The following is a 15418-nucleotide window of genomic DNA, read 5'->3' as shown; positions in this document are numbered from 1 at the left end:
AGACATGAAATTATTTAAAACCATATTTGCAGCTTTGATCGTATCAGCCCTGTTTACAAACTGTAAAAAGGTGCTTGATAAAGAGGATCTTACCCATAGTACCCCCGGTCAGGTGTTTAATGACTCAACAGTAGCCATATTAAACATTAATTATCTTTATACAGCTAATCAGCCCGGCTGGTTTGGCGACACCGGCGGCGCCATTGGCGGCGGCGGCGATAAGTGCGACGAATTTTACAGCGATAACGCGTACGTAAAAGGTACAGTTACCACCGAAACCGTCGGTGATATCGGTACCTCAGTAAACATCAGCAATAACTACGGCCGCATCCGTAATATCAACCAAACACTGCAAGACCTTGATGCCAGCACTTTACCGGCATCAACCAAAAACAGGTATAAGGCTCAGGCTTATTTTTGGAGGGCTTTCAGGTATTTTGATCTGGTAAGGTTATATGGCGGCGTTCCGCTGGTATTAAAGCCGTTGGACGCCATTGGACAGGATGCTAAAAACGCAGCTTTACTGCCCCGTAACAAAACTTCAGAGTGCTTTAAACAAATTGTGAGCGATTTGGATAGCTGCATCAAATATCTGCCTGCCAAATGGAGTGGAAGCGATTATGGCCGCATTTCATCGGCCGCTGCAGCAGCGTTTAAAGGTAGGGTATTGTTAACCTATGCAAGTCCCCAGTTTAATCCCAGCAATGATGCCGCCCGCTGGCAAACAGCTGCCGATGCCAATGATAAGGCAATGCAGATCTTGACAGCCAACAACTACGGCTTAAACCCATCTTACGATAATATGTGGTTTACCGAAAGCAGCAGCAACCCGGAGGCTATTTTGGTTACTGGTTATAATACTTCATCAACCGATCAAAACCAAAATAACAACACGTATGATAATGCAACCCGCCCGGCTTATTTGGGTACCAAAGGCGGTTCAAACCAGCCTACCTGGGATATTGTAAAATCATACCCGATGCTTGACGGTAAAGCACCTGGCACATCAACCAAATATACTTATGACGATTCGAAGTTTTTTGACAACCGCGATCCGAGGTTTAACAAAACTATTGCATACAATGGTTGTAACTGGCCCATAAACGGTAATACTTCATATCGCCTGTGGACTTACTTTTATTACAACAAGGCAGATGGTTCAGGTGTTAAAACTACCGAACCTGCATCAGCAACCAATTCCGGGTTTTATCTGCGCAAAGCTATCGATCCTAATATCAGCGTATCTAATGCGCAATATGTAGGTACCGATTGGATGGAGATCCGTTATGCCGAAGTTTTATTAAATCAGGCCGAATGTGCTGCTGCATTGGGTAATGTAACTACAGGCTATACCAATATTGCGGCAATAAGGAAACGTGCCGGCATTGAAGCCGGTGCTGATAACCAGTATGGTTTAAATGCAGGCATGAGCCCTGACCAGATGATCACTGCTATCATGAACGAACGTAAAATTGAGTTTGCTTTTGAAGGTAAACGCTACTGGGACCTTCGCCGCCGTAAATTGTTGGAAAGTACATTAAATGGCTCAAAAAGAACAGGTCTTACAGTTACCCTTAACAATAATGCAAGCGCTAAGGATTATATCACCGGCACACGTGATGCTTCGGCAGCCGCGTCATTGGATGCGTTGTATACTTCATCGTTTACTGTTAAAACCAAAACATTGGATTCATACAACATTGCGGTGCAGGCAGGTGATTACTTTTTCGGCATCCCTTCTGCGGCATTATTGAACAATATTAATTTACAACAAAACAACACTTGGGGTGGGCCGTTTGATCCGCTTCAATAACAAATTAATTGAACGATGGGTGCCTGCTAACCAATCAACAGAAAGAATATTACCAATATAGAATATGAAAAAACACACAGCTTTATTTTTAGTAGCAGCGGCATTGGGTTTAGCTAAACCGGCTTTTGCCCAATACCCTGAAGTGCCGGAGAAGGTTAAAGCAGAGAGTGAAGCTTTGATGAAAGAGGCTACCCGTCGTTCAGATTCAGCATGGGCGGTTGCACTGCCTATTATCCAGGCCGATCAGCGCCGTGGCAAAGTATACGTACCATGGGCTGCCCGCCCAACCGATCTGCCGCAGGCTAAGATCCCGGCATTTCCTGGTGCCGAAGGCGGTGGCAAATTTACCTTTGGCGGTCGTGGCGGTAAGGTATATGTAGTTACCAGTTTGGCTGATAATGGCCCCGGTACCCTGCGTGAGGCCTGTGAAAAAGGCGGTGCCCGTATCGTTGTATTTAACGTTGCCGGTATCATCCGTATCAAAACGCCAATTATTGTTAGGGCTCCATATATCACCATTGAAGGGCAAACTGCTCCGGGCGATGGTGTTTGTATTGCAGGCGAATCATTTTGGGTAAATACACATGACGTTGTGATCCGCTATATGCGTTTCCGCCGTGGCGAAACCAATGTTGGTCGCCGTGATGACGCATTGGGTGGTAACCCTGTTGGTAATATCATTGCCGACCACGTTTCCGCAAGCTGGGGCCTGGACGAAAACTTTTCGATGTACCGCCACATGTTTGATCCGGGAGATGGATCGAAAGAAGAGAAATTGGGTACTGTAAATATCACTATCCAGAATTGTATCTATTCCGAATCATTGGATTACTGGAACCACGCTTTCGGTTCAACTACCGGCGGCGAAAACAGCTCATTGATGCGTAACCTTTGGGCAGATAATACAGGCCGTAACCCATCAGTTGGTTGGAACGGTGTATACAACTTTGTAAATAACGTAGTATTTAACTGGCACCACCGTTCAATGGATGGCGGCGATTATACTACCAATTACAATGTGATCAATAACTATTTTAAACCAGGTCCGGTTACACCAAAAGATGAACCGGTTGGTCACCGCATCCTGAAACCGGAATCGGGCAGGAGCAAGCTTAAAGAAAAAGTATTCGGTCGTGTTTACGCCTCAGGTAACATCATGGAGGGCTATCCTGAGGTAACCAAAGATGCATGGAACGGTGGTATCCAGGTTGAAGGTCCGGGTGGTAAAGAATTACCTGATGCCGGCCAGTACAAGGATTATATGAAATCAGATGTTCCGTTCCCGATGCCTTCGATGACGATCTTATCGGCAAAAGATGCCTTTAAATTTGTTGTGGCAAATGCCGGCGCAACCTTGCCAAAACGCGACCCGGTTGATGTACGCATTACAGAGCAGGTACGTACCGGTAAAATCACGTACAAAGACATGGAAACCGATACTGCTTACCAGTTTAAAGTGCGTAAATTACCTAAAGACTCATACAAACTGGGTATCATCACTGCTCCATGGCAGGTTGGTGGCTATCCTGAATATAAAGGTACGCCTTACAAAGATTCGGATAACGACGGTTTACCTGACTCTTGGGAGCTGGCTCACGGCCTGAACCCTAAAGATGGCAAAGACTCGGCCCTGCCTGCAAAAAATGGCGGCGGTTATACCAATATCGAAGTATATTTAAATACAGTAGCCGCTAAAGGCGAAAAGAAATTGGCTTCGTTAAAATAATAAAGACACTATAATGCGGGGATTGAGGTTTACAAGGATTTATATTTGGGTTGGTTTAATGACTGGGGGGATGCTTTTGCATACCCCCTTATTTGCGCAGGATAAGAAAAAAGCCCCTAAACCACAGCCGCCTGTTGCTGCTGATAAAAACGGCAAATTAAATTATGTGGCCGCCCCAAATGGCGACCGTATTCCTGATTATTCGTATTGCGGATATATGGCTTCTGAAAAGCCGATCCCTTTTGTGCCTGTAAAAGTTGTAGTGCCTGTAAAAGCAGGTGACGCTACACTGAGGATCCAGGCCGCTTTAGATTATGTAGCCGGATTACCCGCTGATAAAGACGGTTTTCGCGGAGCGGTATTGCTGAATAAAGGCACTTACCAGGTTAATGGAAGCCTCAAAATAAACGCATCCGGCGTGGTTTTACGCGGAAGGGGGATGGGCCCTAACGGTACCGTATTATTCGCTGCCGGAACGGATAGGGAAACTTTTATACATGTAACCGGAAAAAATGACAGGCAAACATCCAAAGAAATTAAAATTACCGATGCTTATGTACCGGTAAATGCCAATACGCTGCATATTGCAGATGGCGCAAATATTAAAACCAGCGATCTGGTTTTAATTCACCGCCCAAGCACACAGGCATGGATCGGTACCATCAAAACCGATCATTTTGGCGGCGACCTAACCGCCTTAGCCTGGAAACCAGGCGAACGTGATATTTACTGGGATCGCAAGGTGACATCGGTAGATGGTAATAAGATAACCCTTGATGCGCCGTTAACAACGGCTTTAGATACGACTTATGGAGGTGGTTTAATCGCAGCCTACCAATGGCCCGGCAGAATTGCGCAGGTAGGTATCGAAAACTTAAAACTCCAATCTGCATATAACAACGCTAACGCCAAGGACGAAGCACACCGTTGGATGGCAATCACCATGGAAAATGTGAGTGACGCCTGGGTACGCCAGGTAACTTTTGAGCATTTTGCTGGCTCGGCAGTATTTGTTGGTACTACCGGTAACCGCGTTACAGTGGAGGATTGTAAATCACTTGCGCCGGTTTCGGAAATAGGGGGACAGCGCCGTAATACATTCTTGACTATGGGCGGACAAAATCTTTTTCAGCGTTTATATTCTGAGCAGGGTTTTCATGATTTTGCAACCGGCTATTGCGCACCGGGGCCAAATGCTTTTGTGCAATGTATGTCGGTAGGTTCGCTGGGTTTTAGTGGCGGTATTGATAGCTGGGCCTCAGGTGTTTTATTTGATATCGCCAATATTGATGGTCAGCCACTAAGCTATATGAACCGCGGACAGGACGGACAGGGTGCCGGATGGAGCGCAGCCAACAGCCTGTTCTGGAATTGTACCGCAGCCCGTGTTGATTGCTATCAACCGCCAACCGCTCAAAACTGGGCCTTCGGTACATGGGCGCAATTTGCCGGTGATGGTTATTGGAGTATACCAAACAGTACCATAAGCCCAAGAAGTTTTTACTATGCGCAGCTGGCTAGCCGTTTAAATAAAGATGTAACTAAGCAGGCCGATATCCTTTATCCGGCTACCGAGCCATCGAGCAGCCCAACTGTTGAACAAGCTGCCGAGTTGATGGCCGCTGCACGTAAACCTGCAGTAACTATCAGCAACTGGATAGATCAATCGCCAAAAAGAAATTCGATCAGCGTATCATCTGCAAACGCTAAAACTATTGACGAAATAGGATATAAAAATACTGCAACTGCGGCATTAGCTCCAAAGATGTCCGTTACCAACGGCTGGTTAACCCGTGGCAATGTGGTATTAACAGGCAGGCATTTTGAAACCCCGTGGTGGAGCGGCACCGTACATCCCGATTATACCGAAAAGGAAGCCAAACCGGCCATCTCCCGCTGGGTACCCGGCCAAATAGGTACCGGTTTAACTGACGATTTAAATTCAGTTACCGATTGGATGCGAAAAGATAATATAGTGGTATTTGAGCATAATTACGGTTTATGGTATGATCGCCGCCGCGACGATCACGAGCGCATCCGCAGGATGGATGGCGATGTTTGGGCCCCATTTTATGAGCTGCCATTCGCCCGCAGCGGTAAAGAGCTGGCTTACGATGGTTTAAGCAAATATGATTTGACCAAATACAATACCTGGTACTGGAACCGCCTGAAACAGTTTGCCGATCTGGCCGATCAGAAAGGTTTGGTGCTGGTCCACCAAAACTATTTTCAACATAACATTATTGAAGCAGGTGCGCATTACACCGATTTTCCGTGGCGCACGGCAAACAATATCAACGGCACGGGTTTCCCCGAGCCTGTACCTTATGCAGGCGACAAACGCCAGTTTATGGCCGAGCAGTTTTATGACGAAACCGACCCGGCAAGGCGCAAGCTGCATATTGCCTACATCAATAAATGTATGGACAACTTCGCCGGTAATACCGGGGTGATCCAGCAGATAGGGGCAGAATTTACCGGTCCGCTGCACTTTATGAAGTTTTGGGTTGAAACTATTAAACAGTGGGAAACCACCCATAAAAAGAAACAGATCATAGGTTTGAGTGCCACCAAGGATGTGCAGGATGCTATTCTTGCTGATCCTGTAACGGCTTCGGTTATTAACGTCATCGATATCCGTTATTGGTACTACCAGGCCAACGGAACGGCTTATGAACCCATCGGCGGTCAAAGCCTGGCACCACGTCAGCAAGCCCGAATCTTTAAACCAAAGGCGGCATCGTTTGAACAGGTTTACCGTGCGGTACACGAATATCGCACCAAATACCCGGATAAAGCGGTGTTGTTTTCTGCCGATGATTACGACCATTTTGGCTGGGCGGTATTCATAGCCGGGGGATCATTACCTGTGCTGCCTGCCACAACCAATAAAGCTTTCCTGACTGATGCAAGCGGCATGAAACCGGTTGATTTGCCCGGTTCGCCTAAAGATCAATGGGGTTTGGCTTCATCAAAAGGATACATAGTTTACAGCAACGGCGGTGGGATCCACCTTGATCTATCAACTGGTATCAGCTACAAAGCACAATGGATCGACCCGAAAACCGGTGAGCTTTTACCCGGTGAAGAAACGATAAAGGGGACTGCTAATACGGAAATTAAAGCACAAGGGAACGGCGTTGCCATTTTGTGGTTAAGCCGTAATTGATGCTGCGCACGGTCAAGCGTCCACGCTCCTGTAAAATATGTGGAATGTAAAGCGTGGACGCTTACTTTGGGTATAGTTCAAGCGAAGGACGCTTGAACTTGCGAGATATATAAGAAAATGTCATTTCGATAGAGCAGAGGGGGCAGAGTGCAGGGGGCGAAAGAGAAATCTTATACGCCACGCAAATTTGTAATGGATGGTGTAAGGCAGGACGTATAAGATTTCTCCTCACGCAGCCGCACATTCCTAGTTGTTCGTCGAAATGACAATTGATTTTTAATTGTTACTATTTTATGCTTAAAAAATCTACCATACTAATTGCTATTGCATTATTGCTTTTTTCATTCAAAAGCGAGGATGTAATGCCCCATTTAAGCATATCCACCAACCACCGCTATTTTATGGCCGGCGATAAGCCATTTTTTTGGCTTGGTGATACCGGTTGGCTGCTGTTCTCCAAATTGAAAAGGGAAGAAGCTGAGCAATATCTCGACGTCCGGAGCAAGCAGGGTTTTAATGTGATCCAGGTGATGGTGGTGCATAGCATTAAAGAGACCAACGCTTATGGCGATTCTGCCCTGAGCAACAAAAATATCGCTCAACCAAAAACAACTCCCGGCAATACCTTTGGCAAAGGCAACGAATATGATTATTGGGATCATATCGACTGGATCATTGCCAAAGCTGCTGAAAAAGGTTTGTACGTGGCACTGGTACCTGTTTGGGGATCGGTTGTAAAAGAAAGCCATATCGGTGCTGAAAAAGCGAAAGCATACGCCGAATTTTTAGCGAAAAGATATCGTGACCGTCCAAATGTGATCTGGATGAATGGCGGTGACATTGCAGGTTCAGATTCATTACAAACCTGGAATGCTATTGGTAACACGCTGCACGACGTGGATGGAACACACCTGATTACCTATCATCCACGCGGCCGTACACAATCATCAAAATGGTTTCATAATGAAAGCTGGTTAGATTTTAATTGCTTTCAGTCCGGCCATCGCAATTACGCGCAGGATACCTCAAAGAAAGACCTGAAGTATGGCGAAGACAACTGGCGTTATGTAGAAACGGATTATAACCTATCGCCCGCAAAACCAACGCTTGATGCCGAACCATCGTACGAAAAAATTCCTTACGGATTACATAATATCAAATTACCCCGCTGGACTGCCGCCGACGTAAGGCGATATGGATACTGGTCGGTTTTTGCCGGGGCCTGCGGATATACTTATGGCGATAACGACGTAATGCAGATGCACAAGCCAACAGATAAAGGCAGCGCTTATGGCTCAAAAGGCTACTGGTACAATTCGGTTAATGATCCCGGTGCTAAGCAGATGATTTATTTGAAAAGACTAATGCTGTCGCGCCCGTATCTGGATCGCGTACCCGATCAATCTTTGATAGCAGGTAACAATGGCGAAAAATACAAGAGGTTGATCGCCACCCGAGGCAAAAACTACGCGTTTGTATATACCTATACTGGTGTGCAGATCAATATCAATGCCGATAAACTGGAAGGCACCAAATTAAAAGCATCATGGTATAACCCGCGCAACGGGCAAACTACCGCTATCGGGACCTTCGCAAAAGCTAAAACAATCAAATTTAAACCACCCGGCAAGGTATCAAACGGTAACGACTGGGTGCTCATTATTGATGCGATATAAGTGAACAGGACTATTAAACATATCACCCTATTATTAGCTATTGCGTTGATGTTTTCATGCAGGGCCAGTAAAAGCGTGTACCTTTTTACCTCGTTTCATGAGCCCGCCAATGAAGGGTTGCGCTTCTTGTACAGTTACGATGCTTATCACTGGAATGCTATTGATCATATTTTCATTAAACCGGAAGTCGGCGACGCTAAAATCATGCGCGATCCATCCATAGCCCAGGGACCTGACGGGGTTTATCACCTGGTGTGGACAACCGGTTGGAAAAACGATAAAGGTATCGGTTATGCCAGTTCAAAAGACCTAATTCATTGGTCGGCAGAAGAGCATATTGAGGTAATGGCTAACGAGCCTACCGCAGTGAATGCCTGGGCACCGGAATTGTTTTATGATGAGGATAATAACTATTTCATTATCGTTTGGGCTTCTACTGTACCTTTTCGTTTTCCGAAGGGGCAGGAATATGAGAACAATAATCATCGCCTGTACTACACTACTACTAAAGATTTTAAAACCTTCAGCCCATCAAAGCTTTTCCTTGATCCTGGCTTTAGTGTGATTGATGCAGAGATCGTAAAGCGGGCCAAAAATGATTACGCGCTGGTGATGAAAGACAACACCCGGCCAAACCGCAATATCCTGGTGGCGTTCAGTAATAATCCTTTAGGCCCTTATAGTAACTATACGCCGAGGTTTACCGAACCCTACAGCGAAGGCCCCAGTATGACCAAAGCAGGCGATAACTGGCTCATCTATTATGACTCGTACCGCTTAAAAAGATATGGCGCTGTGCGCACAACCGACTTTAAAACTTTTACAGACCTGGCCGATAGCGTAAGCGTGCCGGTAGGGCATAAGCATGGCACCATATTTAAAGTCACCAAAAAACAGCTTGCGCAGCTTTTGCAGGCAGCCGGGCAAAGCAAAGGAGTTAAACATGAATAAGTTCATCATCATATTGTTTTTTATTTCGATGGCCTGTAGCGCCAATGCACAGGATACCGTGCATTACAGCGGCAATACGGTTGCGAACGTCGATTATCATCACGGGCAGTTAACCCCGGTAATTGGTGTGCACAGCAAGCAGATTTTCCGGGCCAACCGTGAACACCCGGAACTGGCCGATGGCTTTGGTTTTACCTACAACCATGCGCCCATGCTGGCTTATTGGAACAATACATTTTATGTAGAATACCTGAGCGATAAGGTAGGCGAAAGCGTGCCGCCGGGACAAACCCTGCTTATGACCTCGAAAGATGGTGAAGCATGGTCGAAACCAACAGTGGTTTTTCCCCAATATAAAATACCCGATGGTACTACTAAAGAGGGGCACCCCGGTGTCGCAAAAGACCTGTATTCGGTGATGCACCAGCGGATGGGTTTTTATACTTCTAAATCAAAACGTTTGCTGGTGCTTGGTTTTTATGGAATTTGTTTAGATGGTCATGATGATCCGAATGATGGCTTAGGCATTGGTCGCGTGGTACGTGAGGTTTTACCGAACGGCAAATTCGGGCCGGTCTATTTTATTCATTACAACCCAAAATGGAACGAAAAGAATACCTCATATCCTTTTTACAAAACCAGTAAGGACAAAGGTTTTGTACAGGCTTGCGATGAGCTGATGGCTAACCCGCTGATGATGATGCAGTGGGTTGAGGAAACCGACAGGAAAGATCCCTTGATCCCGCTGCATAAGGATTATAAAGCCTTCAACTTTTATCACCTGCCAGATGGCCGCGTGGTTGGCTTGTGGAAATACGCGCTTACCGCAATCAGTACTGATAACGGCAAAACATGGCCTGCAAATGCGGCCCGTGCACCGCGTTTTGTGACTGCCAACGCCAAAATCTGGGGGCAGCGCACATCCGACGGTAAATATGCTACCGTTTACAACCCTTCGGAGTTTCGCTGGCCGCTGGCTTTGTCTGTGAGTAAAGACGGATTGGATTACACCAATTTGTTGCTGGTTAACGGCGAGATCACCACCATGCGTTACGGCGGTGCTTATAAATCATACGGTCCGCAATATACGCGCGGTATCGAAGAAGGGAACGGTATCCCGCCCGATGGAAAACTTTGGGTAACCTACAGCATGAACAAGGAGGATATCTGGGTGTCATCGATCCCGGTACCGGTCACCGAAAAAGCGGATGCGCATGCTAACGAGGTTTTTAATCAGCTACCTGCCGGTAAAGAACTGGAGAAATGGAATACCTACAGCCCGCAATGGGCTCCCGCGGCTATCAACAAGTCGCCTGATGGAGAACGCGCGTTAACCCTAAAAGACAGCGACCCATTTGATTTTGCCAAAGCCGAGCGGGTTGTACCGGTTTCCAAAAAATTGATGACCGATTTTACTATCACGGCCGGACAAAACAACACCGGTATGCTGGATATCGAATTTCAGGACGAAAAAGGTACTGCCGCTATCAGGCTGACGCTTGATTCGGCAGGGCAATTCAGGACCAAGGCCGGGTACCGCAACAAAAACTTTATGAAATATGAGGCCGGTACACAATATCATATAGTGATCAAGCTGAATACCGATACCCGCTTTTACACCGTGATAGTAAACGGCAAGGATGTGCTTACCGGGCTGTTTTTTGCCCCGGTGTTGAGCATAAACCGGGTCGTGTTCCGTACCGGGGATATCAGGAGGTTCCCGGATGCTGATACTCCTACCGATCAGGATTTCGACCGTCCAAACGCCGGGGAAGCTGTAAAGCAAGCCGTCTTTTATATCAAATCATTTAAAACAAGTAACTACTAATAATGCTGCGCCTTATAAAATATTGTTGGTTGACGATCTGCCTGCTGAGTTCCGGGATTGCCGGCGCGCAGGTGGTTTTGCCCAAAGTATTGGGCAACAATATGGTGCTGCAGCGTAATGCACCCGTACCTGTTTGGGGCACAGCCTCGCCGGGCGAAAAGGTGACGGTGAAGTTTGCTAAACAAACCAAAACAACTATAACTGATGCAGCGGGCAAATGGATGGTAAAGCTTGACGCGATGCCGGCCTCCGCTAAACCCGCAACACTGACCATATCAGGTAAAAACACTATTCAACTGCAAAATATACTGGTGGGTGAGATATGGCTCTGTTCGGGTCAATCAAACATGCAATACGAAATGCGCAAAAATAGTAAGGTGAAAAAGCCGGATACCAGCACCGCCAATTCGCCTGTTGATGAACTGGACCGCGCGCACAACCCGCAGATCAGGATTTTTCTGGCTTCTCAGAAAAATCTGTTAAAGCCCGATTCAACGCATTCGGGATGGAGTGTAGCTGAAGATTCGGCTTTGCGGGCATTTTCGGCAGCGGGGTATTTCTTTGCTAAAAATCTGCAGCATGACCTGAAAGTGCCCGTAGGTATTATTTCATCGGCAGTAAGCGGAAGCCGGATTGAGCCCTGGGTATCACAGGAGGGCTTTGATGCAATCCTATACTTTAAGGCGAACAACGTTAAGATAGATGGGGATCCCGGTAAGTTTTATGCCAAAATGATTGAACCGGTGGCTCCGTTTGCGTTGAAAGGTTTTTTATGGTACCAGGGCGAAAGTGCCTGCTTTTTAGGTGAAACCATCACTTACACCTACAAAATGGAAGCGCTGATCAACAACTGGCGTAAGCTTTGGGGCGATAAAACGCTGCCATTTTATTATGTGCAGATAGCACCCTATTACTATACCCAGGGAAAAGGCCCCGTAACCTATACGCCATTTACCGAACCTGAATTGCGCGAGGCGCAAGCTGCCGCCTTGCAAATCCCGCATACGGGCATGATCATCACTACTGATCTGAACGATGATCTTAAAAATATCCATCCGCCATTTAAATGGGAGATAGGCCGGCGTTTAGAACTACAGGCCCTGGCAAATACCTACAAGCAACCGGTAGTTTTTTCGGGCCCGGTGTATAAAAGCATGAAAATAAGCGGCAATAAGATCATCCTTGAGTTTGATCACGTAGGTGCCGGATTGGCAAGCCATGACGGTAAACCGCTTACTGATTTCACCATTGCCGGTACTGATGGAAACTTTGTTACAGCCGATGCCACTATCAAAGGCAATACCGTTGAAGTATCTGCCGCATCGGTCACCAAACCTGTAGCCGCGCGCTTTGCCTGGTCGGAAACCGCACAGCCCAATTTTTATAACAAGGATGGCTTGCCCGCTGCGCCCTTCCGCACGGATAACCCTCTGAAATTTATCTTAACTGCTAACTGAATATACTAATGAGATCTGCCTGTTTTAAAATATGGATTGTTTTGCTGTTTGTTATCAACTGGTCGGTAAGCCGTGCCCAGGAAACACAAAAGCTGTTCCTGTCGGGTACAGGGAGCGACCATACTGTAAACTGGCAATTCTTCTGTACTGCGGGCAATAATTCAGGCAAATGGACAACCATCCCGGTGCCATCAAACTGGGAGTTTCAGGGCTTTGGTAAATACAATTACGGCCTTGCAAAAGATAGCTTAAGAGGCAAGGAACAAGGACTTTATAAATATGAGTTTAAGGTGCCAGCGTCATGGAAGGGCGAGGCTATCAACATTGTTTTTGATGGCTCCATGACCGATACCGAGGTGAAGCTGAACGGCAAATCGGCCGGGCCAATTCACCAGGGTTCATTTTACCGTTTTAAGTATGATGTTAGCGCTTTACTCAACTACGGAAAAGTGAACCTGTTGGAGGTAACAGTATCCAAACACTCTGCCAATGCATCCGTAAACGCAGCCGAACGCAAAGGGGATTTCTGGGTCTTCGGCGGGATTTTCAGACCGGTATTTTTGGAGGCATCGCCTAAATCTCATATCAGTTATTATGCGGTTGATGCCAAGGCCAATGGTAGTTTAAAGGCCCAACTAAAGTTGGCATCTGTAAAAAGCGGCACCATAACAGGGCAGGTTTATACGCTGGCCGGGCAAAAATTTGGCACCGCGTTTTCTGTGAAGATTAATGCCGGGGATAGCGTTGCTAATATCAGTACGCATATTACTTCGCCCAAATTATGGTCGCCGGAGTTCCCTAATCTGTATAATGTGGTGTTTACGCTGAATGAAAATGGCAAACCTGTTCATACCGTAAAACAACGCATCGGATTCCGTACGGTTGAGTTGAGGGAGCATGACGGCATTTATGTAAACAACGCAAAAATCAAATTTAAAGGCGTAAACCGTCATTCGTTTTGGCCAACCACAGGCAGGGCGCTTAGCAAAAAGATCAGTATTGAAGATGTGCAACTGATGAAGGATATGAACATGAACGCGGTGCGTATGTCGCATTACCCGCCCGATGATCATTTCCTGGACGTATGTGATTCCTTAGGCCTTTTTGTATTGGACGAACTCACCGGCTGGCATCATGCTTATGATGATGTGGTAGGTTCAAAATTAACTAAGGAACTCATCGAAAAAGATATCAATCATCCCTCCATTGTGATCTGGGATAATGGTAACGAGGGTGGTTTTAATTTTAACCTCGATCATTGGTTTGATGAGCTCGACATTCAAAAACGCCCGCTCATCCACCCATGGGGCATCTTCCGCGGAACAAATACGCAGCATTATATCAATTATGATTACGGCACCAATACTGGTATCAACGGCCACGATATATTTTTCCCTACCGAGTTTTTGCATGGCTTATATGATGGCGGCGGCGGTGCCGGACTGGATGATTTCTGGAAACAGATGTGGCATACTCCGATCTCGGCGGGTGGTTTTATCTGGGATTTTGCTGATGAAGCAGTAGTTCGTACCGATAAAAACGGAGAACTGGACAGTGATGGCGATCACGGCCCCGACGGCATTGTCGGCCCTTATCACGAAAAAGAAGGCAGCTACTACGCCATCAAAGAAATTTGGAGCCCGGTATATCTTGAACCCCGCGAAATCACGCCGGCGTTTAACGGTACACTGCGTTTAGAGAACAGGTTCTCATACACTAATCTCAAACAGTGCACTTTCAGCTATAAACTGGCTACGCTCAATGGTGCCGGTTCAAAAACTAAAACCGGTACCATTGCTTCGCCGGATGTTGCGCCGGGACAGTATGGAAACCTGCAGTTGCAGCTACCAAAAGACTGGCAAAATTTCGATGTATTGTATGTGTCGGCATTTGATGTGAATAAGCATGAGCTGTTTACCTGGAGCTTCCCGGTAAGCAATCACGATCAAATCACTAACCGGATCATCGCCAAAACAGGAGGAAGCAAAGCTGTAATTACCGAAACCGATTCATTGTACAATGTTAAAACAGGTAACGGCATTGAGCTTGCTTTTAACCGTAATTCAGGCATCTTGGTTAGTGTTAAGAATGCAAAAGGGAATATTCCTTTTAACAACGGGCCAATATTAATAGAAGGGCAGGATCAAACAGGCTTTCAAAAGCTTACTTACCGTTATGAGGGCAATAACCTGGTTGTGGAAGCGGTATTCCCACCCAAAAAATCCGAGCCTTTATTGAAGTGGACGGTCTATCCATCGGGTTGGGTACAGCTTGATGTTAAATACTGGCCTATTGGCGAAGAAGCCACCCTGATGGGGGTTAATTTTTCCTTCCCTGAAAAAGAGATCAAAGGCGTTACTTATATGGGCGATGGTCCTTACCGGGTATGGAAAAACCGGATGAAGGGTACTTCGCTGGGTGTGTGGGACAAAACTTACAACAATACAATAACCGGGCAGGGTAAGGTCGTTTATCCCGAGTTTAAGGGCTATTACTCCAATCTGTATTGGATGAAGCTGCAAACCACCGGGCAGCCGGTAACCATTGTTTGTAATAGCCGGGATGTGTTTATGCGCCTGTTTACCCCGGCTAATCCTAAAAACGTATACAATACCGCTCCGCTCTTTCCTTCGGGCGATATCTCGTTTATGCATGGTATAACCCCGATAGGCACCAAATCGCAAAAGCCTGAAAAACTGGGGCCCGGCGGGCAAAAGAACCAATATTTTAATTACGACAGGAATATAGAAGATGCGCTGTCGCTAAACCTGTATTTCGATTTTTCGGGTAAATAAAGG

Annotated in this window: 8 protein-coding genes; all 8 read left to right on the top strand. The window is 46.4% G+C overall.

The features are described 5' to 3' along the window. Positions 1 to 4 precede the first annotated feature (4 nt). The 8 genes from AC59JO_RS02645 to AC59JO_RS02610 all read left to right on the top strand — a co-directional run bounded on the left by AC59JO_RS02645 (position 5) and on the right by AC59JO_RS02610 (position 15415). Positions 5 to 1813 (top strand): RagB/SusD family nutrient uptake outer membrane protein, encoded by a 1809-nt coding sequence (locus tag AC59JO_RS02645; RefSeq protein ID WP_413669080.1) that lies wholly within the window; start codon positions 5 to 7, stop codon positions 1811 to 1813. 64 nt (positions 1814 to 1877) lie between these two features. Next, entirely contained in the window at positions 1878 to 3539 is a 1662-nt protein-coding gene (locus AC59JO_RS02640) for a polysaccharide lyase (RefSeq protein ID WP_413669079.1), read from the top strand. Positions 3540 to 3609: 70 nt separating this feature from the next. Next, a complete protein-coding gene (locus AC59JO_RS02635; RefSeq protein ID WP_497303208.1) occupies positions 3610 to 6708 on the top strand; it encodes a DUF6298 domain-containing protein in 3099 nt (1032 codons plus the stop codon). A gap of 293 nt (positions 6709 to 7001) precedes the next feature. After that, the gene (locus AC59JO_RS02630) at positions 7002 to 8384 is read left to right on the top strand and encodes a glycoside hydrolase family 140 protein (protein ID WP_497303206.1); all 1383 of its coding nucleotides are present in this window, start codon (positions 7002 to 7004) and stop codon (positions 8382 to 8384) included. Next, positions 8385 to 9335, top strand: a complete 951-nt coding sequence (locus AC59JO_RS02625; protein WP_497303204.1) for a glycoside hydrolase family 43 protein — start codon at positions 8385 to 8387, stop codon at positions 9333 to 9335. Continuing rightward, positions 9328 to 11163 carry a six-hairpin glycosidase gene (locus AC59JO_RS02620; protein WP_413669075.1) on the top strand — a complete coding sequence of 612 codons (1836 nt, stop codon included), beginning with the start codon at positions 9328 to 9330 and terminating at the stop codon, positions 11161 to 11163. The genes AC59JO_RS02625 and AC59JO_RS02620 overlap by 8 nt, the downstream gene beginning before the upstream one ends. Positions 11164 to 11192: 29 nt before the next feature. Next, on the top strand, positions 11193 to 12620 hold the full coding sequence (locus tag AC59JO_RS02615) for a sialate O-acetylesterase (RefSeq protein ID WP_497303201.1): 1428 nt from the start codon (positions 11193 to 11195) through the stop codon (positions 12618 to 12620). Positions 12621 to 12628: 8 nt separating this feature from the next. Then, on the top strand, positions 12629 to 15415 hold the full coding sequence (locus AC59JO_RS02610) for a glycoside hydrolase family 2 protein (RefSeq protein WP_497303199.1): 2787 nt from the start codon (positions 12629 to 12631) through the stop codon (positions 15413 to 15415). Positions 15416 to 15418: the final 3 nt, after the last annotated feature.

This window comes from Mucilaginibacter sp. A5337 (genome assembly GCF_059690695.1).
The sequence above is the reverse complement of the archived record's forward strand: the minus strand, read 5'-3'. Positions and strand labels throughout refer to the sequence as shown.

Coding starts and splice junctions, on each gene's coding strand:
- AC59JO_RS02645 (WP_413669080.1), top strand. CDS start 5: ATGAAATTATTTAAAACCATATTTGCAGCTTTGATCGTATCAGCCCTG.
- AC59JO_RS02640 (WP_413669079.1), top strand. CDS start 1,878: ATGAAAAAACACACAGCTTTATTTTTAGTAGCAGCGGCATTGGGTTTA.
- AC59JO_RS02635 (WP_497303208.1), top strand. CDS start 3,610: ATGCTTTTGCATACCCCCTTATTTGCGCAGGATAAGAAAAAAGCCCCT.
- AC59JO_RS02630 (WP_497303206.1), top strand. CDS start 7,002: ATGCTTAAAAAATCTACCATACTAATTGCTATTGCATTATTGCTTTTT.
- AC59JO_RS02620 (WP_413669075.1), top strand. CDS start 9,328: ATGAATAAGTTCATCATCATATTGTTTTTTATTTCGATGGCCTGTAGC.
- AC59JO_RS02610 (WP_497303199.1), top strand. CDS start 12,629: ATGAGATCTGCCTGTTTTAAAATATGGATTGTTTTGCTGTTTGTTATC.